General features: G+C 73.6%; 14 protein-coding genes. 5 read left to right on the forward strand and 9 right to left on the reverse strand.

Going from position 1 to position 20,884, the window contains the following annotated elements; genetic code table 11:
* The first annotated feature begins 508 nt into the window (after positions 1–508).
* Positions 509–1,882, forward strand: a complete 1,374-nt coding sequence (locus B5D80_RS00240; protein WP_088641682.1) for a stress response protein — start codon at positions 509–511, stop codon at positions 1,880–1,882.
* 139 nt (positions 1,883–2,021) lie between these two features.
* On the opposite strand, the gene B5D80_RS00245 is transcribed toward B5D80_RS00240, so the two are convergent.
* The 7 genes from B5D80_RS00245 to B5D80_RS00275 all read right to left on the reverse strand — a co-directional run bounded on the left by B5D80_RS00245 (position 2,022) and on the right by B5D80_RS00275 (position 12,078).
* The gene (locus B5D80_RS00245; RefSeq protein ID WP_088641683.1) at positions 2,022–3,686 is read right to left on the reverse strand and encodes a SulP family inorganic anion transporter; all 1,665 of its coding nucleotides are present in this window, start codon (positions 3,684–3,686) and stop codon (positions 2,022–2,024) included.
* A complete protein-coding gene (locus B5D80_RS00250) occupies positions 3,683–4,090 on the reverse strand; it encodes an ArsR/SmtB family transcription factor (protein ID WP_245854125.1) in 408 nt (135 codons plus the stop codon). Before B5D80_RS00250 ends, B5D80_RS00245 begins: the two co-directional genes overlap by 4 nt.
* A gap of 106 nt (positions 4,091–4,196) precedes the next feature.
* On the reverse strand, positions 4,197–6,206 hold the full coding sequence (locus B5D80_RS00255; RefSeq protein WP_088641684.1) for an FAD-dependent oxidoreductase: 2,010 nt from the start codon (positions 6,204–6,206) through the stop codon (positions 4,197–4,199).
* Between the two features lie 131 nt (positions 6,207–6,337).
* Positions 6,338–8,809 (reverse strand): glycoside hydrolase family 2 protein, encoded by a 2,472-nt coding sequence (locus B5D80_RS00260; RefSeq protein WP_088641685.1) that lies wholly within the window; start codon positions 8,807–8,809, stop codon positions 6,338–6,340.
* Positions 8,806–9,666 carry a carbohydrate ABC transporter permease gene (locus tag B5D80_RS00265; RefSeq protein ID WP_088641686.1) on the reverse strand — a complete coding sequence of 287 codons (861 nt, stop codon included), beginning with the start codon at positions 9,664–9,666 and terminating at the stop codon, positions 8,806–8,808. The genes B5D80_RS00260 and B5D80_RS00265 overlap by 4 nt, the downstream gene beginning before the upstream one ends.
* 68 nt (positions 9,667–9,734) lie before the next feature.
* Positions 9,735–10,748 (reverse strand): carbohydrate ABC transporter permease, encoded by a 1,014-nt coding sequence (locus tag B5D80_RS00270; RefSeq protein WP_088641687.1) that lies wholly within the window; start codon positions 10,746–10,748, stop codon positions 9,735–9,737.
* Between the two features lie 49 nt (positions 10,749–10,797).
* Positions 10,798–12,078 carry an ABC transporter substrate-binding protein gene (locus B5D80_RS00275; protein WP_088641688.1) on the reverse strand — a complete coding sequence of 427 codons (1,281 nt, stop codon included), beginning with the start codon at positions 12,076–12,078 and terminating at the stop codon, positions 10,798–10,800.
* Between the two features lie 385 nt (positions 12,079–12,463).
* Between B5D80_RS00275 and B5D80_RS00280 the strand changes: the two genes are divergently transcribed.
* The gene (locus tag B5D80_RS00280; protein WP_088641689.1) at positions 12,464–13,483 is read left to right on the forward strand and encodes a LacI family DNA-binding transcriptional regulator; all 1,020 of its coding nucleotides are present in this window, start codon (positions 12,464–12,466) and stop codon (positions 13,481–13,483) included.
* 28 nt (positions 13,484–13,511) lie between these two features.
* Here B5D80_RS00280 and B5D80_RS00285 read toward each other — a convergent pair whose 3' ends face one another.
* On the reverse strand, positions 13,512–16,106 hold the full coding sequence (locus B5D80_RS00285; RefSeq protein ID WP_245854127.1) for a putative bifunctional diguanylate cyclase/phosphodiesterase: 2,595 nt from the start codon (positions 16,104–16,106) through the stop codon (positions 13,512–13,514).
* Between the two features lie 177 nt (positions 16,107–16,283).
* On the opposite strand from B5D80_RS00285, the gene B5D80_RS00290 reads away from it, so the two are divergent.
* Complete coding sequence (locus B5D80_RS00290) at positions 16,284–16,658, forward strand: PH domain-containing protein (protein ID WP_088641690.1); 375 nt, start codon at positions 16,284–16,286, stop codon at positions 16,656–16,658.
* A gap of 31 nt (positions 16,659–16,689) precedes the next feature.
* On the opposite strand, the gene B5D80_RS00295 is transcribed toward B5D80_RS00290, so the two are convergent.
* Positions 16,690–17,616: a 2-hydroxyacid dehydrogenase gene (locus tag B5D80_RS00295; protein ID WP_088641691.1), complete on the reverse strand. Its 927-nt coding sequence runs from the start codon at positions 17,614–17,616 to the stop codon at positions 16,690–16,692.
* 168 nt (positions 17,617–17,784) lie between these two features.
* On the opposite strand from B5D80_RS00295, the gene B5D80_RS00300 reads away from it, so the two are divergent.
* Both B5D80_RS00300 and B5D80_RS00305 read left to right on the forward strand, forming a co-directional pair.
* Positions 17,785–19,590: a GAF domain-containing SpoIIE family protein phosphatase gene (locus B5D80_RS00300; RefSeq protein ID WP_088641692.1), complete on the forward strand. Its 1,806-nt coding sequence runs from the start codon at positions 17,785–17,787 to the stop codon at positions 19,588–19,590.
* Between the two features lie 70 nt (positions 19,591–19,660).
* Positions 19,661–20,824, forward strand: a complete 1,164-nt coding sequence (locus B5D80_RS00305; protein ID WP_088641693.1) for a PQQ-dependent sugar dehydrogenase — start codon at positions 19,661–19,663, stop codon at positions 20,822–20,824.
* The last annotated feature ends 60 nt before the right edge of the window (positions 20,825–20,884 follow it).

Consider the following 20,884-nt stretch of genomic DNA (forward strand, 5'->3'; position numbering starts at 1 on the left):
TCCGTGCCACCCTGCGGGCATCACCGCCGCGAACATCCAACGCGCTGGAGCGCCAGCCCCAGACGGAACGGTCGATGCCCACACCGAGATTGATCACATGCCTTCGCCCGACATGCACATAGTAGGACCGCACCTCGACCGGCCTCCCTTCAGCGACCACGGGGAACCATTGCCGCTCTCGCCCCCTTGAGTCACGCCGACACTAGCCTCAATTCTCATCCCGAATCCCCTCAGGCCAACGCGGCCGCACACCGAAGCGTCATGTCCGGCTTGCTGACTTCCGCTGCACACCGGAGGACAACCCGCAGTCGGTTAATGGATAGAAAAGCCATGAAGGACCAAACCGACGACGACAACCGCCCCTGCCGGAAGCCGGATCGGACTGCCCGGGTCGGCCAGCCTCCGAACAGGACAACTCTTTCCGTTCATTCGCGCCGACAGTCGCGCCGGTTTCTCCCCGGTTCGCCGAGTAACTTCTCGTACCACCGCCTTCACGAGGAGTCATCGCATGTCCGAGGAGACCTGGCTCGCCGCCCGTTTGATCCCCACCTCAGGCATCAACGGCGCAGAGGAACAGGAACGCCGGGCGACCTCCGCCCTGCTGGCAGTGATGAGCGCAGTACGGGAATTCGGGCGTGTGCTGACCCACTCCCTCGGTGCGCCGGCCGGGACGGTGCAGACGTTCATCGAGGTGCCCTTCAAGCTCGGCACCCAGCAGTTCTTCCCCGACGGCCTGATCCGGGTCACCCGGGGGCAGCGCCAGTGGACCGCCCTCGTCGAGGTGAAGACCGGCAGCAACGCCCTGCGGACCGAGCAGTTGGAGGCGTACCTCGACATCGCCCGGGAGCAGGGCTTCGACGCCCTGGTCACGATCTCCAACGAGATCGCGCCCGTACCGGGCCAGCACCCGACCGTCGTCGACCGTCGCAAGCTGCGCAAGGTAGCCCTGTACCACCTGCCCTGGTCGGAAATCCTGACTCAGGCGGTGATCCAGAAGGAGTATCGCGGCGTCGCCGACCCGGATCAGGCGTGGGTCCTCGGTGAGCTGATCAGGTATCTGGAGCATCCCCGCTCCGGCGCGCTGGAGTTCAGCGACATGGGACCGGCCTGGGTATCGGTGCGCGACGGGGTGTCCGCCGGGACCCTACGGGCCAACGACAGTGGCGCTGCGGAGGTGGCCGGCCGATTCGACGCGTTGATCCGCTACGCCTGCCTGCGTCTCGGCCGGCAGTTGGGCACCGAGGTCACCCCGGCGCTGAGCAGGCGGGATCTCGCCGATCCGGCCGGTCGCAGCCAGTCACTGGTGAGCCAACTCGTCACCACCGGAAGCCTGACGGGCAGCATCAGGATTCCCGGCGCGGTCGGCACCCTCCAGGTCACGGCCGACCTGCGAGCCGGGCAGATCCTCTGCCATGTCGACGTGGACGCGCCCCGTTCCGGTCGGCCGACGACGAGGGTGAACTGGCTGGTCCGGCAGCTGAAGGACGCACCGGACTCCGTGCGGATCGAGGCGTTCGCCATGCACGCCCGGGGCGGCGGTGCGACCGATCTCCTGCGCCGGGTACGCGAGGAGCCCACCACGCTGATCGCCGATCCGTCCCGCGAGCTGCGTGCCTTCCGGGTCGCCCAGAGCACCCCGGCCGGCACCAAACGCGGCACCGGCCGGGGCGCGTTCATCGACTCCGTGCTGCACGCGATCGACGACTTCTACGAGCAGATCATCCAGAACCTGAAGCCGTGGATGCCCGCACCGCCCCGACTGCGTACGCCCGACGACGTCGCGCCGGTAGAGCCGGTGGCCGCCAGTCTCGTCTCGACCGCCATCTCGTCCCAGGACAGCCCGGACCTCGACCCGCCGTCCGGGGCGTCGGCAACGCCATGAGCCCGTCGGCCGGTCAGAGCAGTGAGGCCGATTTGACCGACTCCACGTCGGCGATGTAGCGGTATCCCTACCCGGGGACACCGCTACATCGGCCCCTAAGAGCCGATCAACCGCCAGCCGGGCGCACGCCGGCTGGTCGTCAGGTGGGGACGGGGCCACGGAGCAGGTCCCGGGCGTGGGCGATGGCGGCCGGGGTGCCGGGGAAGACCAGCCCGTCGCGGCGCAACTCGTCGGCCACTCCCAGGGTCGAAAGCACCTGGTCGTGGTCGGGGGTGATGCCGGAGAGCAGCACGGTGATCCCCCGGCCGCGCAGCCGCCCGATGGCGTCGCCGAGCACGTGCGCGCCGGTGGCGTCCAGCGCCGACACCCGGGACATCCGCAGGATGACCACCCGGACGTCGGCCACCTCGGACAGTTCCAGCAGGAAGGTGTGCGCGGCGGCGAAGAACAGCGGCCCGTCCAGCCGGTACGCCACGATGTGCTCGGCCAGCAGGGCGTGTTCCTCGGCGCTGTGCTCGCCCCGGTCGAGCGGAACCTGTTCCAGCCGGGCGCTGCGGGCCACCGCGCGCAGCGCGATCACCACCGCCACGGCGACCCCGACGGCGACGGCGGTGACCAGGTCCCAGGCGACCGTGACGACGAAGGTGAGCACCAGCACCAGGGCGTCGCCCCGGGTGGCGCGGGCCAGCGCCCACAGCGAGCCGGCCTCGATCATCCGTACCGTGGTGGCGAGCAGCACCCCGGCGAGCGCGGCGAGCGGGATCCGGCCGACCAGCGGGGCGGCGGCGAGCACGATCGCGGCGAGCGCCACCGCGTGGGTGAGCGCGGCCAGCTTCGACGCCGCACCGGCGCGGACGTTGACGGCCGTGCGGGCGATCGCGGCGGTGGCCGGGATGCCGCCGAACACGGGTGCGGCGAGGTTGGCCAGGCCCTGACCGAACAGTTCCCGGTCCGGGTCGTGCCGTTGCCCGACGGTCATCCCGTCGGCGACGGTCGCCGACAGCAGGCTCTCCAGCGCGGCGAGCGCGGCCACCGCCAGCGCCGACGGCAGCAGCACGCCGACCGCGCCGGGGTCGAGGAAGCCCAGCGACGGCGCGGGCAGCCCCTGCGGCAGCGCGCCGATCCGCACCAGGTCGAGCGGGAGGGTCTCGGCGAGGACGGTGGCGGCGGCCACCCCGAGCAGCGAGAACGGTACGCCGGGCCGGAAGCGTGCGCCGAGCAGCATCAGCGCCGCCACCCCGAGCGCGACCGCCAACGCCACCGGCCGGGGGTGGACGGCGAACCGGGCGACGGCGTCGGCGGCGACGGCCCACACCCGGTCGCCGTGCGCGTCGGTGACGCCGAGCGCGGCGGGCACCTGTTGCAGGGCGATGACCACGGCGATGCCGGCGGTGAAGCCCTCGATGACGGGGGTGGGCAGGTAGCGGACGTACCGGCCGAGGCGGGCCAGGGCGAGGGCGATCAGCAGCAGGCCGGCCAGTGCGCCGACCATCAGCACCCCGGTCGGGCCGAACTGCTGCACCACCGGCACCAGCACCACGGTCATCGCCCCGGTGGGGCCGGAGACCTGGAGGTGGGAACCGCCGAAGACCGCCGCCACCGCACCGGCGACGACGGCGGTGACCAGCCCGGCCTGTCCGCCCAACCCGGAGGTGACGCCGAAGGCGAGGGCGAGCGGCAGAGCCACCACGGCCACGGTCAGTCCGGCGACCAGGTCCCGGCGGGGTGAGCGGCGTACCGCCTGCCAGTCGGCGCGGTCGGGCAGCAGGCCGATGACCCGGTCGGCGACGGCGGCGGCGCTCACCGGCCCGGCCGGGCCGGCGGGCCGTTCGTGACGTGGGCGCGCGGCCGGTCGCCCGCCGCGACGGGACCAGGTGGGTCGGGGGCGGTGCGGAGTTCGTCGAGCAGGGCGTCGCGGTCGGTGAGGACGGTGCCGAGGATGCGTCGGCCGGCGGCCAGCAGGTCGGCCACGTCGGGGGTGCTCAGCGAGTACATCACCAGCGGGCCGTCCCGGTAGGAGGTGACCATGCCGGCCCGGCGCAGCACGGCGAGCTGCTGGGAGAGGTTGGACGGCTCGACCTCGATGACGGCGAGCAGGTCGCGGACCGGCTTCGGGCCGTCCTGGAGCAGTTCGAGCACCCGGATGCGCACCGGGTGCCCGAGGGTGCGGAACAGCTCCGCTTTCGCCTGGTACAGCGGGACCGACACCCGGGACCTTCTTCCGTCGACGTCATGAACACTTTAGCACTTGCGAAATTCTTCAATTGACCTGTCGCGTGGTTCGTGACTCCCGGTTCGTGGAGCGGTGGCGAGGTCAGGCCGGGACGAAGCGGGCCGCGTCGGCGACCACGTACCCGTCGGTGCCCTCGGTGCGGATCAGCACGCTGCCGGCCGTACCCGCCGGGAACTGGTACGTCCCCAGCGACACCCACTGCCCGCCCGAGGTGCGCTGGTCGACCACCCGGGTGGTCACCCCGCCGCCGTGCACCACGTCGACCGGGACGTTGCCGGCCCGGTTCGGGTCGGCCGTCCAGCGCAGGTGGACCGTCCAGCTCCCGGCCGTCGGCAGGGACGGGGTGAACCGCAGCCGGTTGACGCCCTTGCCGGTGTTGCCGTCGTGCTCGTAGTCCGACCCCCAGTAGCCGCCGATGGCGGTGCTGCCCACCCAGACGCCGGCCCGGGTGACCCCGGCCGACCGGTTGTCCGCCACGATTTCGCCGTCGACGGTGGGCGGCCAGCTCAGGATCTGCCCGTCCCGCCGCAGCCGGGCCTGGAGGGCCGCCACGTCCACCTGCTGCACCGGCACGCCCGTGTCGAGTGCCAGTTTCGCCGCCGTCGCCGCCGACTGGGCGAGGATCATGAAGACCGGTTCCATCCGGATCGACCCGTACGCGATGTGGGTGGCCGACAGGCAGACCGGCACGAACAGGTTGGCGCACTGCCCGGCGGCGGGCACGACCGACCGGTAGCTGACCGGGTACGGACCGGGCACCCCGACCTGCACGTCGCCCTCGTTCTTCACCAGCCCGTTCACCACCACCCGCTGGCAGTTGTGCGAGTCCATGGTGTAGCTGGCCAACCCGACCGAGTCGGCGGCCCGGACGGTGCCCCGGCAGTCCCGCTCGGTCATCACGTACGCCGAGACCATCCGGCGGGCCTCGCGGACGTAGAGCTGCGGGGGCCAGTTGCCGGTGGCGGTGAACTCGTCGGCGGCCAGGCCCCAGGCAGCGGTGCCCGCCCGGACCGACGCCGGCAGCCGGGGGTCGTTGGCCAGGAACCACATCAGCCCCTGCTGGTACGTGAGGTGGTCGGCGGTCAGGCTGTCCCGCTGCGCCCGGCTCGCCGTCGGGTAGGCGTGGTTCGCGGCGATGAAGTCGGTGGAGAACGCCCCGGTGTTGTTCGAGTCGGTCTTGCCGCCGCCGACGCTCTGGGTGGTGAAGAACGGCCCGGTGTAGCCGGCCTGCACGTACCGCAGCAGCAGTTCGTAGTCGGCCGGGTCGTAGCCGGCCGGCCGCGGGAACGGGACCCGGTCGGCGGCCCGGGTCAGACACATCCGGAAGTTGTACGCCTGGATCCGGTCGTCGCCGGTGCCGTTGCGCGCGACCGGGGCGGCGGAGATGCCGGGGAGCAGGCCGCTGGCCGGGTCACCCGGCAGCACGTACGGGTCGACCGGCAGGGTGAACTGGTGCTCCCCGCGCAACTGCACCCCGTTGATGGTCTCGCCGTACGCGGTGTTGGCCTCCCGGCCGACGGTGTACGACACCCCGGCGGCGGCCATCAGGTCACCCTCGTACGTGGCGTCGACGAACATCGGGCCGGTGAAGAGCTGCCCGTGCGCGGTGACCAGCCCGGTGATCCGGTCACCGGCCCGCTCGACCGTGGCCAGCGGGGCGTCCAGGTAGACCGGGACCGCGTGCTCGGTGAGCAGGTCGTCGAAGATCCCGGCGGCCACGTGCGGCTCGAAGACCAGCCGCATCGGCGAGTCGGGGGTGACCGGGGTGCCCTGGTAGCGGGCGTACACCCGGCGGTAGAACTCCCCGGCGAGGCCGCCGATGGCGGCGCTGGTGCCGCTGTCGGTGTAGCCGAGCCCGCCGGTGGTGAGCCCGCCGACGTGGCGGCCCGGCTCGACGATCACGGCGGTGCCGCCGAGCCGGCGCATCTGCACGGCGGCCATGATGCCGGCCGAGGTCGCGCCGTAGACCACCAGGTCGACGGTGACGGTGCCGGCGGCCAGGGCGGGCAGGCCGAGACCGGTGCCGGCGGCGACGACGAGGGTGGCCCCGCCGAGGCGGAACAGGTGCCGGCGGGTGAACGCGGACGACATCACGGCTGCCCTTCGAGCGAGGGAAGGAGCGCGCCGCCGCACCCGGAACGCATCGACCATCGCTGATCGCACCGGGGCTGTCAAGGGGCTGCCCGCCCCTTGACAGCCGGCGCGGGGCGGCGGCCCGTCGGTCAGCCCGTCGGGGCCCCGGCCGCGTCGTCGACCAGGTCGTTGACGCAGCGCAGCACCGGCCGGCCGGTCAACGCCGCCGGGTCCAGCGGGGTGCCGGAACGCACCGTGAACGTGACCGACTCCCCCGGCAGCAGGGTGACCAGCGCGGTGTCCACCTCGGCGGCCGGGTCGAGCCGGTCCGGGAACAGCGTCAGGTCCCGCAGCACGGTCCGCGCGGTGACCCGGACCCGCTGCCCGCCGTCGACCGCCTCCACCGTCGCCCCGTAGCGGGCCGCCGGCCAGTGCGCGTCCCGGTCCTCGGCGAAGAACCACAGGGCCCGCTCGGCGGTGTCCCCGGCCTCGGCGACCAGCAGCTCCCGGCGTTCCTCCTCGGCCACCGCCAGGTCCGCCGGCAGCGGCACCGTCACCGTCGCGTACGCCGGCACGTCGAGCGGGTACGAGGTCTTCGCCCTCGGCTCGCCGGTCAGCGTGGACCGGGTCACCGTCAGCGGGGCCCGCCACGGGGTGCCGGTCTCGTTCACCGCGATCAGGGCCAGCCCACCGTCGCGGGGCTGGACGGTGAGCAGCCGGTCGGCGTACGCCCGGCGCAGCGCGTACCACAGGGGTTTGCGGCGGCCGTCGCCGTCGACCGCCGACCAGGAGGTGACCGGCCAGCAGTCGTTGAGCTGCCAGACGATGGTGCCGGAGCAGACGTCCCGGTGCGACCGGAAGTGTTCCACCCCCAGCTTGATGGCCCGGGCCTGGTTGAGCTGGGTCAGGTAGTGCCAGTCGTCGAAGTCGGCCGGGGCGGGCAGGTGCGCGTCGAGGCCGCGTCGCAGCTTCGCGTCCCCGTCGGCGGCCTTCTGGTGGTGGGCCATCCCCGGCGAGTCGGGCGCGAGCGGATCGTCGGACAACGCCCGGCGCAGCGTCGCGTACGCCGGGGGCGCCTGGTAGCCGAACTCGGCGACGAACCGGGGGACGTACTCGCGGTACTTCGTGTAGTCGTCGGTGTTCCAGACGTCCCAGATGTGCGTGGTGCCGTGCGCCGGGTCGTTGGGGTGGACCGCCTCACTGCCGGACCACGGGCTGCCCGGCCAGTACGGTCGGGTCGGGTCCAGCTCGCCCACCACCCGGGGCAGCAGGTCGAGATAGAACCTGCGCCCCCAACTCCGGCCGGCCAGCGGCTCCTGCCAGTCCCAGTCGTGCCAGCCCCAGATGTTCTCGTTGTTGCCCGTCCACAGCACCAGCGACGGGTGGCCCGCCAGCCGGGTCACCTGCTCCCGCGCCTCCGCCTCGACCTCCGTGCCGAACGGCTCCTCCTCCGGGTACGCCGCGCAGGCGAACAGGAAGTCCTGCTGCACCAGCAGGCCGTGCTCGTCGGCGAGGGAGTAGAAGTCGGCCGACTCGTACCGGCCGCCGCCCCAGACCCGCAGCAGGTTGACGTTGGCGTCGGCGGCCTGGGTGAACCGGTGGGCCAGCCGGTCGCGGGTGACCCGGGTGGGGAACGCGTCGTCGGGGATCCAGTTGACGCCCCGGACCAGCACCGGCACGTCGTTGACGTGCAGGGTGAACGGGGTGCCGTGGGCGTCGGGCGTGGTGTCGAGGCGTACCGAGCGGAACCCGACCCGCTGCGACCAGGTGTCCAGCGGGCGGCCGTCGGCCGTCGCCAGGGTCACCGTCAGCGGGTGCAGCGGTTGTGCGCCGTACCCCCGGGGCCACCACAGCTCGGGGTCGGCGACGGTGAGCGTCAGCGCGGCCGTGCGCCGCCCGGCGGCGACGGTCGCCTCGCCGGTCACGCCGGCGACCTCGGCGCGGACGGTCAGCGGCGTGTCAGTCGCCCGCTCCACCGCGACGTGCAGCTCCACCCGGCCCCGGCCGTCGACGACAGTCACCAGTGGACGGACGACGTCGAGCCGGGCGGTGGACCAGGCGTGCAGCCCGATCTCCTGCCAGATCCCGGCGGTGACCAGCGTCGGCCCCCAGTCCCAGCCGAAGTTGCAGGCCATCTTGCGGATGAACGGGAACGGCTCCGGGTAGGCGTTCGGCCGGTCGCCGAGCCGGTCCCGCTGCTCCTCGGCGTACCGGTACGCCGAGTCGAACCGGACGGCGAGGGTGTTCTCCCCCGGCCGCAGCGCTTGGGCAACGTCGAACCGGTACGACCGGTGCATGTTGGCGGTGCGGCCGACCTCGACGCCGTTGAGGGTGAGCGTGGCGACCGTGTCCAGCCCGGCGCAGACCAGCTCGACCCGGTCGTCGTCGCCGGGCCGGTGGACGAACGTGGTCGCGTACTCCCAGTCGGTGCGGCCGATCCAGGCGAGCGTCGTCTCGTTGGCGTCGAGGTAGGGGTCGTCGATCAGGCCGGCGGCGAGCAGGTCGGTGTGTACGCAGCCCGGCACGGTGGCGGGCACCGCCCGGCCGGCGACGGCGTCGGGCACCTGCGGCCCGGACACCGCGCGCAACTGCCATCCCTCGTGCAACGCCTGACGGTTCACGACTTCACCGCGCCTTCCATGATTCCCCTGACGATCTGCCGGCCGCCGACGAAGAGCATCACCAGCAGCGGGACCGTGGCGATGAACGCCCCCGCGAGCACCCGACGGTAGATGACGTAGTTACCGCTCGCCAGATCGGAGACGGCCACCATCGAGGTCGGGTAGTCGGTGCCGCTGAGCGTGATCAGCGGCCACTGGAAGTCGTTCCAGGTGGCCACGAAGGTGAGCAGGCCCAGCACCGCCAGGGCCGGGCGGATCGCCGGCAGCACGATGCTGCGGTAGATCCGCATGGTGGTCGCCCCGTCGACCCGGGCCGACTCGACCAGCTCGTCGGGGACGCTGTTGACGATGAACTGCCGCATGTAGAACACCCCGAACGCGGTGACCAGGCCGGGCGCGATGACCGCCAGCAGGGTGCCGTTCCAGCCGAGCCGGCCCATCACGATGTAGAGCGCGACGATGCCGAGCTGGTTGGGCACGGTGAGGGTGAGCACGACGAGCAGCATCAGCGCGTTGCTGCCCCGGAACCGCAGCTTGGCGAAGGCGAACCCGGCCAGCGAGCAGAAGAACAGCACCGAGGCGGTCACCACGGTCGACACGATGACGCTGTTGACCAGGGAGGCGGCGAAGTAGACGTCCTGGAGGGAGAAGACCTCGCGCACGTTGACCAGGAATTGGTCGCCGGGCACCACCGCCGGGGGCAGCTTCGCCAGCGCCTCGTCGTCGCTGGTGGCGATGACGAACATCCAGTACAGCGGGAACGCGGCGAACAGGAAGGTCAACGACAGCAGCAGGTACGTGCCGAGGCCGGCCGGGGTGTCCTGCGGCGCGCGACCCGACAGGGCCGGCCGGCGCACCGCGTTCCTCGCGCTCACCGGTGTCCCCTTTCGTTCCCGACTGCGGGACTGCGCTGCGTTCCTCGCGCTCACCGGCGTCCCCCTGACAGGCGGTTGGTGAGCAGGGTGTTGAGCCCGGTCACCAGCAGGATGATCAGGAACAGCGCCCAGGACATCGCGGCGGCGTAGCCGAGGTTGAGGTCCTTCCAGCCGACCTTGTAGATGAGCTGGGCGATGGTCTGCCACTCGCCGTTCGGCCCGCCGGTGGCGGCCTGCGCGTTGAGGTCGAACAGCATCGGCTCGGTGAACAGTTGCAGCCCACCGATGGTGGACAGCACCACCGTGAACACGATGACCGGCTGGATCATCGGCACGGTGATCCGCCAGAGCTGCCGCCACGGCCCGGCCCCGTCGATCGCCGACGCCTCGTAGACGTCACGCGGGATGGACTGCATGGCGGCCAGGTAGAGCAGGGCGTTGTAGCCGATCCACTTCCAGTTGACCATCGTGGCGATGGCGATCCAGGCGTGCGGCTTGTCGGCCCGCCAGTCGATCGCCGCGTCGCCCGTCCCGCCGATGCCCACCTCGGCGAGCAGCCAGTTCGCCATCCCGAAGCTGCGGGAGAAGAAGACGCTGAACACCATCGTCGAGGCCACGATCGGGGTGACGTACGGCAGCAGCACCCCGACCCGCCACCAGGTCTGCGCCCGCAGCCTGCGGTTGAGCAGCGAGGCGACCACCAGCGCCAGCAGCAGTTGCGGCACCGAGGAGAGCAGGAAGATGCCGAACGTGTTGTAGAGCGCGTTCCAGAAGTCCTCGTCACCGCCGAGCCGGGTGAAGTTCGCGAGGCCGGCCCAGTAGGGCAGGGTAGGGTCGTCGAGCCGGTAGTTGCGCAGCGCGACCACCCCGTTGAACAGCAGCGGGAAGAGCCCGAAGACGCCGAACAGCAGGAAGAACGGCGCGACCATCAGGTAGGGCAGGTAGCGCAGGTCGAACCGGTACAGCCGGTCGCGCCAGCCGGGCGACCGGTCGCCGGCCCCGGAGGCGTCGCGCTCCGGCCCGGTGCGGTGAGGTGACGGCGGCACGGCACGGGTGGTGGACACGGGGCACCCTCCAGGGCCGGGGACGGTACGGGAGCGGGGCGGCGGACGGTCAGGAGGTGCGGGCCTTCTCCGCCTCCTTGACCGCCTCGGCCCAGGCGGCGTCCGGCTTCAGCGTCCCGTTCTGCACCCGGTTGATGACGTTCTCCACGGCCACCCGGGTCGGGCCGTTCCGCTTGCCCAGGTACTGCGGGGTGAGCCCCTGCGCCATCTTCGGGAAGATCTGCCCGACCGGCGCGTCGTGGAAGAACGGGTTCTTGAACTCGGCGATCGCCGGGTCGGCGTAGAGCGCCGGCTGCGAGGGCAGGTTGCCGACCTTCTTGAAGATCTCGATCTGCTGCTCCGGCTGGACCAGCCACTCCAGCAGCTCGTACGCCTCGTCGATGTGCCTGCCCTGCTTGGGGATGGTGAGGAACGAGCCGCCCCAGTTGCCGCCGCCACCGGGCACCGCGGCGATGTCCCACTTGCCCTGGGTGCCGGGCGCGGTGTCCTTGATGTGGCCGAGCATCCACGCCGGGCAGGCGAGGACGGCGAACGAACCGGCGGTGAAGCCCTTGTCCCAGTCGGCCTGGAAGCTGGCCAGGTTGGCCGAGAGACCGGCCTGGACCGCCCTGATCGTGTAGTCGAAGGCGACCTTCGGCCCCTGCTCCATCCGGAGCTGTTCCTGCTCGTCGTAGAAGCCGACCGGCTGCTGGCCCAGGATCGGGTTGAACAGGTTGGTGCCGGAGTCGAGGAACTTCTTCTTCGTCCGGCCGGTGTAGTCCTGGCCGACCTGGATGAACCTGTCCCAGGTGGGCCAGAGCGCGGAGACCTGGTCGCGGTCGGTGGGCAGCCCGGCGGCGGCGAACAGGTCGGTGCGGTAGCACATGGCCAGGCCGCCGACGTCGGTGCCGAGGCCGATCTGGGTCCTGCCGTCGGCCGACAGCGACTGCTTCCACTTCCACGGCAGGTACCTGCTCTCGTACGAGCCGGCGCCCTTGTCGAGCAGGTTGACGAACTTGTCGGACTGGCTGCGGAACTGGACCATGAAGCCCTCGTCGATGGCGGCGATGTCGGCCGCTCCGGAACCGGCGACGAGCTTCTTCTGGAGATCCTCGTGCTGGGCGTTGTACTCGCCCGAGTTGAGTTGGATCTTGATGTTGGGGTGGTCGGCCTCGTAGCGGGTCTTGAGGTCCTGGAGACCGAAGTCGCCCCAGAAATTGATCTTCAGGGTGACCTGGCCGTCCGTGCCGCCCGAGTCGGTGGTGCTCCTGCCGCTGCACGCCGCGACCAGCGTCAGGCTGACGGCACCGACCGCCGCCGCGCGGGCCCAGCGGGTCCAGGACCGTGTCATCTCATCCTCCGCGCACGCTGTGGGAACGCTCCTTACATCGAGGAACGTCGACTGAACCGGATAAGTGAGGCCACCGTACGGGCCGCCCCGCACACTGTCAACGGCCGGTTAACAGCGCCCCCGGCCCGTAACCTGGGCGTCCTCCGGCACCCCCGACAGACGTGCCGGGTGGGGCCTTCCGGCAGGTGGAAGGGATAGCGCCGCCAGCGTCCCGCCCGGCACGACCGGCACACTCAACCGAGCAAGCGAACCGGCCGATCATTCCGGCCGGGACCGGCCACGGCCGGGGACGACGACCCGACCGGGCACCGGTAGCGTGAGGACCGCCGGCGACCCCGGCCCGAGAACGGCCTGCCCGGGCCGCGAGAAGTGGAGGGAAACGCCGGTGAAGCGGCCGACCATCGCCGACGTCGCCCGACGCGCCGGAGTGTCCAAGGGCGCGGTGTCGTACGCGCTCAACGGGCAGCCGGGCGTCTCGGAAGCCACCCGGCAACGCATCCTGGCGATCGCCACCGAGATCGGTTTCAGTCCGAGCAGCGCCGCCCGCGCGCTCTCCGGCGCCACCGCCAACGCCGTCGGCCTGGCCCTGTGCCGACCGGCCCGGATACTCGGCATCGAGCCGTTCTTCATGGAGCTGATCAGCGGCGTCGAGGCCGAACTCTCCGCCCGGTCGTACGCGCTGACCCTCCAGGTGGTCGCCGACCAGGAGGCGGAGATCGCGGTCTACCGCCGGTGGTGGGCCGAACGGCGGGTCGACGGGGTCCTCGTCTGCGACCTGCGGACCGACGACATCCGGGTGCCCGCCTTGGAGGAGCTGCAACTACCCGCCGTGGTGATCGGCGGGCCGAGGCACACCGGCACGCTGGCCCACGTCTGGTCGGACGACGCGGCGGCGCTCGCCGAGGCGGTGGAGTACCTGGTCGCCCTCGGCCACCGCAAGATCGCCCGGATCGGCGGGCTGCCGTCGCTGCTGCACACCGAGATCCGTACCGACGCCTTCGCCGAGGTGTGCGGCCGGCTCGGGCTCACCGACGCGGCGACCGTGTGGTCGGACTACACCGGCGAGGAGGGGGCGCGCGCCACCCGGCGGCTGCTCAGCTCCGCCCGACGCCCCACCGCGGTGATCTACGACAACGACGTGATGGCGATCGCCGGGCTGGCCGTGGCCCAGGAGATGGGCCTCGGCGTCCCCACCGACCTGTCCATCGTGGCCTGGGACGACTCCCCGCTCTGCCAACTGGTGCACCCGCCGCTGACCGCGCTCGGCCGGGACATCCCCGCCTACGGCGCGCACGCCGCCCGCCAGTTGCTCGCCGTCATCGCCGGTGAACCGGTGCGCGGGCTCCAGGACGAGACCGCGCACCTGACGCCCCGGGGCAGCACCGCGCCGCCCCGGGCGAGGTGAACCGGTTCATCTGAACCCGCCCCCGCGGTCAGCGGGACGTCGTCGGGAACTCCGCGAAGTACGCCTCGACCCGCTCGGCGGTGGCCGGACGCGCCAACGCGAACCCCTGCCCGTACCGGCAGCCGGCCCGGGTGGCCCGCGCCACGTCCGGCTCCGACTCCAACTCGGCCATCACCACGGTCACCCCCAGCCGCTCCCCCAGACCCACCACCACGTCGATCAACGGGCGGGACTCCTCGTCCGGGTCGACCGGCCGGGGCTGCACCTTCAACAGGTCGATCGGCAGCCGACGCAGCTGGGCCAGGGAGGCGTGCTCCGCCCGGAAGCTGTCCAACGCCGTGCGTACCCCCAGCGACCGCAGGCCGGCCAGCCGGGCCACCACCGTGGGCAGGTCGGCCCCGAGCCGCGACTCGGCGATCTCCAGCACCAGCCGCTCCGCCGGAACGCCGTGCCCGGCCAGCACTGCCGCCACCCGGGGCACGAGATCCGGCGCCAGCAGCTCGGCGAGGGTGACGTTGACCGCCAGCCACAGCTCCCGGCCCCCGGCCGACCAGTCGGCGAGCTGCCGGCAGGCCCGGTCGAGCACCCACCGGCCCAGCTCCCCCAGCAGGCCGAGATCCTCGGCGACCGGCAGGAACTCGGCCGGCAGCACGGTGCCCAGCACCGGGCTGCGCCAGCGCAGCAACGCCTCGATGCCGGCCGGCCGCCGGTCGGCCAGCGCCAGCACCGGCTGGTAGACCAGATCCAGCTCGCCCCGGGCCGCCGCCCCGGGCAGCTCCCGTTCCAGGTCCAGCCGGCGGACCAGCTCCTCCTCCAGGCAGGCGTCGTACCACTCGACCCGGTTGCGGCCGAGCTGGACGGCCCGGCGGCGCGCCAGGTCGGCCTGGCGCACCGCGTCCTGCGGCGACGTCGCGGCCAGCTCGGTCAGGCCCACGCCGACCCGGAGCCGGGCCATCCCGGTCGACACCGGGCACGGCTCGGTCAACGCGGCCAGCAGCCGCTCGCCCAACGCGTACGCCGGGACCGGGCCGGCGTCGGTGACCACCGCGAACTCCTCCCCGGACAACCGGGCGACCAGGTCCCGGGGGCCGACCACGTCGCGCAGCCGGCGGGCGGTGGCGGCCAGGAGCGGGTCCGGGCCGGCAGCATCCTGGGCCGGGCCGAGGCCGTGCACGTCCACCAGGAGCAGCGCGCCGGGGGTGCCGCCCCGCTCGTCGAGCACCCGCAGCAACTCCCGGCGGGTGGACAGGCCGGTGAGCGGGTCGGTGGCCGCGACCAGGTGCCGCTCGCGCTCCGACCGGCGGCGGTCGCCGACGTCGCGGACGTGCAGCACCACCGCGGCCACCTCCGGCACGGTCCGCTGGTCACTCACCGTCGACTCGGTCTCCCGCCAGCCGCCGTCACCGGTACGCATCCGGGCCACCAGCAACGGCCCGGCGGCGTCGCCAGGCAGGGGCGCAGCGGCGTCGCCCGGCCGGCCGGCCAGCCGGGCCAGGACGCCCGGCGCGTCGTCCGGATGCAGCAGGTCGGCCAGCGGCCGCCCGCACACCGCCTGCTGGCGCGGCCCGAACCAGCGTTCGCCGGCCGCCGAGAGCCAGCGCACCCGTAACCCGTCGTCGAGGACGAGGACCAGGTCACGACCGCCGGCGACCAGCGTGCGGAAGTACGCCTCCCGGGCGGCCAACCGCCCGGCCCACCGCCGCTGGTCGGTGACGGAGATGAGTTCCCGGGCCACCAGCGGCGGAATCACCGCCAGCCCCAGCAGGACGGCGGTCGGGGTGAAGCCACCGACGAACGCCAGATGGCCGGCCGCCGCCACTGTCGCCACCGCCGCCGGTGCGGTCACCCGGGGCCAGGCCGGCGGCGGACCGGCCGGGACCGTCGGGTCGCCCGCCGCGGCCCGGGCCATCCCGTAGGCCGTCAGCAGCGCCCCGCCGACCAGCAGCGGCACCGCGGTCAGCAGGGCCACCGCGGGGGCCCGGTAGGCCAGCAGCACCACCAGGTCGGCCAGGCCGAGCAGGACGGCCGCCACACCGAGCCGGCTCCGGGCCGCGCCGGGGTGGTGACGGTGCCGGTCCAGCGCGCCCACCAGCAGCCCGGCCAGGACAGCCGCGCCCACGACGGTGACCACCCGGACCACCGGGGGCACCGGGCCGGGCGGGACCAGCACCCAGCCGGCGAAGAGCAGGGCAGCGCCGAGGCCGAGCACGTCGACGCCGCGCCGCCAGCGGGCGCGGGGGGTCAGCCGGGAGCGGCCGGACAGCAGGAGCAGGCCGACGGCGTAGGCGAGGGTGGCCACGCCGAGCCCGGCCGCCGCGGCCTCGGCCCGGCGGAACGCCGGTACCAGCGGCAGCACCGCCACGGTCGTCCCGACCACGGTCACCGCGACGGTGAGCAGTACGGCGGCCCGACGGCGACGCCGGGCACGACGGTCCTGCCCGCCGTTCGCGGTGAGGCGGAACAGCAGGGCGGCGGCCACGGCACAGCCGCCCGCGCCGGCCATCGTGGTGGCGGCCAGCGGCGGGACGGCGTCGACCAGGCCGGCGGCGACGAGGAGCGCGACCAGCAGGGTGAGCACCACGGGTGCGGGCGGTGTGCGGCGGAGGGGGCGGGTGACGGTCACGGCGGTCACCTTCGTGAGGGGGACACGGCGCGGTGCGACAGGGGGTTATCGGTTCAACGAGGCACCCCCCTCCCGGTTACGTCCCTCGACGGTGACCTACGTCACCGCTCAGTGTCGGTCGCGGCCGGTCCACCGCCCGCCCGGTGCCGCCCCGGCCACGGGTGGAATCATCGGGGGGTGAGTCGCGCCGACACCATCCGCTTCCGGCACAACCAGGCCATCCTGGTCGCGGCCGTCATCGCCACCATCGGCGCGCTGCCCCTGGCCGCCGCCCGGTGGTACCTGCTGCCGGTGCTGCTGGTCCCGCTGACCGTCGCGGTCTGGGCCTGGCGCTCCGGCACCGACGCCGACCCGCGCGGGCTGCGGCTGCGGGCGCTGGCCGGAGGCCGGCGCATCCCCTGGGAGCAGGTCGTCGAGCTGGCCACCGACCAGCGCGGCCGGGCCGTCGTCCGGCTCACCGACGGGCACCAACTGCCACTGCCCGCCGTCCGGGGCGTCGACCTGCCCCGGCTGGTCGCGGTCACCGGCCAGGCCCTGCCGGAGGCGCACTGAGCCGGGGCAGCCCCACCGGCAGGCCCCCGGGTCAGTAGCCGTCGACCACCGTGTTGACCAGCGGGGACCCGGCCACGAACCGGCGCACCTGCTCCCCCACCAGGCGGTACGCCCGGGGCAGCAGCCCGCGTACCGAGCCGGCCACGTGCGGGGTGAGCAGCACGTTCGGCAGCTCCCAGAGCGGATGGTCGGCCGGCAGCGGCTCCGGGTCGGTCACGTCCAACGCCGCCCGCAGCCGCCCCGAGGTCAGCTCAGCGACCAGCGCCGCCGTGTCCGCCACCGGGCCCCGGGCGGCGTTGACCAGCAGCGCCCCGTCCGGCATGGCGGCCAGGAACGCGGCGTCGACCAGCCCCCGGGTGGCGTCGGTCAGCGGCACCAGCAGCACCACCACGTCGGCTTCCGGCAGCAGGCGCGGCAGCTCGGTCACCGCGTGCACCTCCTCGGCCGGCCGGGCGGTCCGGGCGACCAGGGTGAAGGTCACGTCGAACGGAGCCAGCCGGGCCCGGACCGCCGCGCCGATCGACCCGGCCCCCACGATCAGCACCCGCTTGCCGGTCAGCTCGTCGGTCGGCGCGACCCGGTCGTACGCCCACTCCCGGCGGGCCTGCGCGCGGGCCAGCTCCGGGAAGCCGCGCAGCTGGGCGAGGATCGCGGTGACCACCCACTCGGCGGTGCCGGCGTCGTGCACCCCCCGGGCGTCGCAGAGGGTGACCCCGGCGGGCACCCGGCCCGTCCAGGCGTCCGCCCCGGCGGAGAGCAGCTGCACCACCGCCAGGTCGGGCAGCCGGTCCAGCATCGCCGTGGTGTCCACCCCGGCCAGGAACGGCGGCACCCAGAACCGGACGCCGGCCGGGTCACCTGGCGGATTCGCCGGGTCGGTCCACGGCTGTACCGTGACACCGGCCGGGACGCGACCGAGCAGCTCGACCCCGGCGGGGTGCGGAATCCATACCTTCACGCGTGCCGACGATAGCCCTCCGGCGGGCGGGCCGTGCCGACGGGCCGAGGGACGACGCCGTACCGGGCGACGTCGCCCACGGCCACGGGTGACGGTCGGGCGGGACGGGTATAACCGGGGGTCGGAACGCCGAACGGTGTCCTCCCCATCACGGCAGACAGGTGGTCGATGACCGAACGCACCGTACGGCCGGACACGGACATCGCCGCGCTGGCCGACCCGGCCCGGCTGCGCTCGCTGACCGAGACCGGCCTGGACGCCGCGCCGGACGAGGCGTTCGACCGGTTCGCCCGGCTGGTCAGCGACCTGCTCGACGTGCCGGTGGCGCTGGTCTCGCTGGTCACCGAGACCCGGCAGTTCTTTCCCGGCGCGGTCGGGCTGCCCGAGCCGTGGGCCGCCCGCCGGCAGACCCCGCTGAGCCACTCGTTCTGCCAGCACGTGATCGACACCGAGATCCCGCTGGTGCTGCCGGACGCCCGGCTCTACCCCCGGGTGCGGGACAACCTGGCCGTGCCGGAACTGGGCGTCGTCGCGTACGCCGGGATGCCCCTGACCGACCTGGACGGCCGGGTGCTCGGCTCGCTGTGCGCGATCGACAGCAAGCCCCGGGCCTGGACGAAGGCGCAGCTACGCACGCTCGCCGACCTGGCGGCGGCCTGCTCGTCGGAGCTGCGGCTGCGGATCGCGCTGGACGCCGCCGAGGCGGCCCGCCGGCTGGTCGAGCAGGCCCACGAACGGCTCAACCTGCTCGCCTCGCTGAGCGAGGAGCTGACCGGGACGCTCGACGTGGAGACGGCGGTGGGGCGGCTGGCCGACGCGGTGGTGCCCCGGCTGGCCGACTGGGCCATGGTGACCCTGATCGACCAGGGCGGCACGCCCCGCTGGGTGACCGCCGTGCACCGCGACCCGGCCCGCGCCGCCGACATCACCCGGTTCGGCGAGGTGGCGCTGCGCCGGCTCGGCCCCGCCTCGGTCACCCGGACGGTGCTGCGGACGGGCCAGCCGGTGCTGCGCGGCGTGGCCGACCTGGACGACGTCCGGCGGGCCAGCGACGCCCCGGAACTGGTGGCTCTCGCCGAACGGCTGGGCTTCGCCTCGCACCTGACCGTGCCGGTGCCGGCCCCCGGCCGGGGCACGGTGATGGGCGCGGTGACCCTGGTCAACGGGCCCGACCGGCGGGCCTTCGACGACGACGACCTGGGCACCGCGCTGGAGATCGGCCGCCGCGCCGGGCAGGCGGTCGGCAACGGCTGGATCTACGGCGAGCAGCGGCACGTCGCCGAGGTGCTGCAACACAGCATGCTGCCGGAGTTGCCGCAGAGCCCGTGGGTGGAGCTGGCGGCCCGCTACCAGCCGGCCGCCGACCGGGTGGAGGTGGGCGGCGACTGGTACGACGCCTTCGTCCAGCCCGACGGCGACCTGGTCGCGGCGATCGGCGACGTCGCCGGCCACGACATCGAGGCCGCCGCGACCATGGGGCAGTTGCGCAACCTGGTACGGGGCAACGCGTTCGGCCGGGACGACCCGGTCGAGGAGCTGATGCGGCGGTTGGACGCCACCATCTCGGGGTTGTGCATCCCGACCGCCGCCACGGCGGTGCTGGCCCGGCTGCGGCAGGTCGCGGGCGGGGTGGCGGTCACCTGGTGCAACGCCGGCCATCCCGCACCGCTGCTGGTCACCGCCGACGGCACGGTACGGCTGCTCGACGGCCGGCGGGAGCCGTTGCTGGGGTTGACCCGGCCGACCCCGCGCACCGGGGCGGAGGTGCTGCTCGCCCCCGGGGACACCCTGCTGCTCTACACCGACGGGCTGGTGGAGCGACGGGACCAGTCGATCGACGAGGGGATGGCCCAGTTGTGCGCGCGGGTCGCCGCCGCCGGCGTCCGGCCCGCCGCCGACCTGTGTGACCTGCTGCTCGGCACCGGTCACCGGCGCGAGGACGACGTGGCGCTGCTGGCCCTGCGGGCCCGCTGAGGCGGTCACCGGCCGGTGCGCCGTCCCCGGTGGCCCGGCCGACCGGGATTCGCGGGCTAGGCTGGGGCGGGTGAGCGCCCGTCTCCCGTACCCCCGCACCGTCCGGGTCCGCGCGGCCCTGGCGGCCTCCGGTGCCGCGCTGCTGCTGACCGGGTGCAGTTTCGGCCCGCCGGAGCCCGATCCGGCCGGTGAGCCCCCCAACCTGCCGACCCCGTCGGCGTCGGCGGACGCCCCCGGGCAGCAGGTGGTGGCCACGGTGCTGGCGAAGGGGCTGCGGGTGCCGTGGGGCATCGCCTTCCTGCCCGACGGGGCGGCGCTGGTCACCGAGCGGGACAGCGGCAGGATCCTCAAGGTCGGGCCGGAGTCGGGGCCGCAGGGGTTGACCGTCACCCCGGCGCAGACCGTGCCGGGGGTGGCCGCGTCCGGCGAGGCGGGCCTGCTCGGCATCGCCGTCTCCCCGGCGTACGCGCAGGACCGGACGGTCTTCGTCTACTACACCACCGAGCAGGACAACCGGGTGGCCCGGTTGACGTTGGGCGGCACCCCCACGCCGGTGCTGACCGGCATCCCGAAGTCCGGCAACCACAACGGCGGCGGGCTGGCGTTCGGCCCGGACGGGCAGCTCTACGTCAGCACCGGCGACGCCGGTGACCGGGACGCCGCCCAGGACCGGGCCAGCCTGGCCGGCAAGATCCTGCGGATCACCCCGGACGGCAAGCCGGCGGCGGGCAACCCGTTCCCCGGCTCGCCGGTCTGGTCGCTGGGGCACCGCAACGTGCAGGGCCTGGCCTGGGACGCCGGGAAGCGGATGTACGCCACCGAGTTCGGGCAGAACACCTGGGACGAGATCAACAAGATCGACAAGGGCGCGAACTACGGCTGGCCGACGTTGGAGGGGCAGGCCGGCGACGGCAGATTCGTCGATCCCATCGTGCAGTGGGGCACCGACGAGGCGTCCTGCTCGGGGCTGGCGGCCACGGGGCGGCTGCTGGCCGCCGCGTGCCTGCGCGGCGAGCGGCTCTGGCTGCTGGAGCTGACCGACGCCGGCACCGTGCTCGGCGCACCCCGGGAACTGCTCACCGAGAAGTACGGTCGGTTGCGGGCGGTCGCCGCCGCCCCGGACGGTTCGCTCTGGGTCTCCACCTCCAACCACGACGGGCGGGGTCAGCCGGTGCCTGAGGACGACCGGCTGCTGCGGCTGGTCTTCGCCGACGGCGGGGCCGGTCGGAGCTGATCGACACGCCGACGGGCCGGACAGCCGGGCAGGTACCGGGCGGATCGGCCGTCGGTCCGG

The organism is Micromonospora wenchangensis, from assembly GCF_002210435.1.
Classification (GTDB): Bacteria; Actinomycetota; Actinomycetes; order Mycobacteriales; family Micromonosporaceae; genus Micromonospora; species Micromonospora wenchangensis.

Coding starts and splice junctions, on each gene's coding strand:
- B5D80_RS00255 (WP_088641684.1), bottom strand. CDS start 6,206: ATGTCGTCCGCGTTCACCCGCCGGCACCTGTTCCGCCTCGGCGGGGCC.
- B5D80_RS00300 (WP_088641692.1), top strand. CDS start 17,785: ATGACCGAACGCACCGTACGGCCGGACACGGACATCGCCGCGCTGGCC.
- B5D80_RS00275 (WP_088641688.1), bottom strand. CDS start 12,078: ATGACACGGTCCTGGACCCGCTGGGCCCGCGCGGCGGCGGTCGGTGCC.
- B5D80_RS00240 (WP_088641682.1), top strand. CDS start 509: ATGTCCGAGGAGACCTGGCTCGCCGCCCGTTTGATCCCCACCTCAGGC.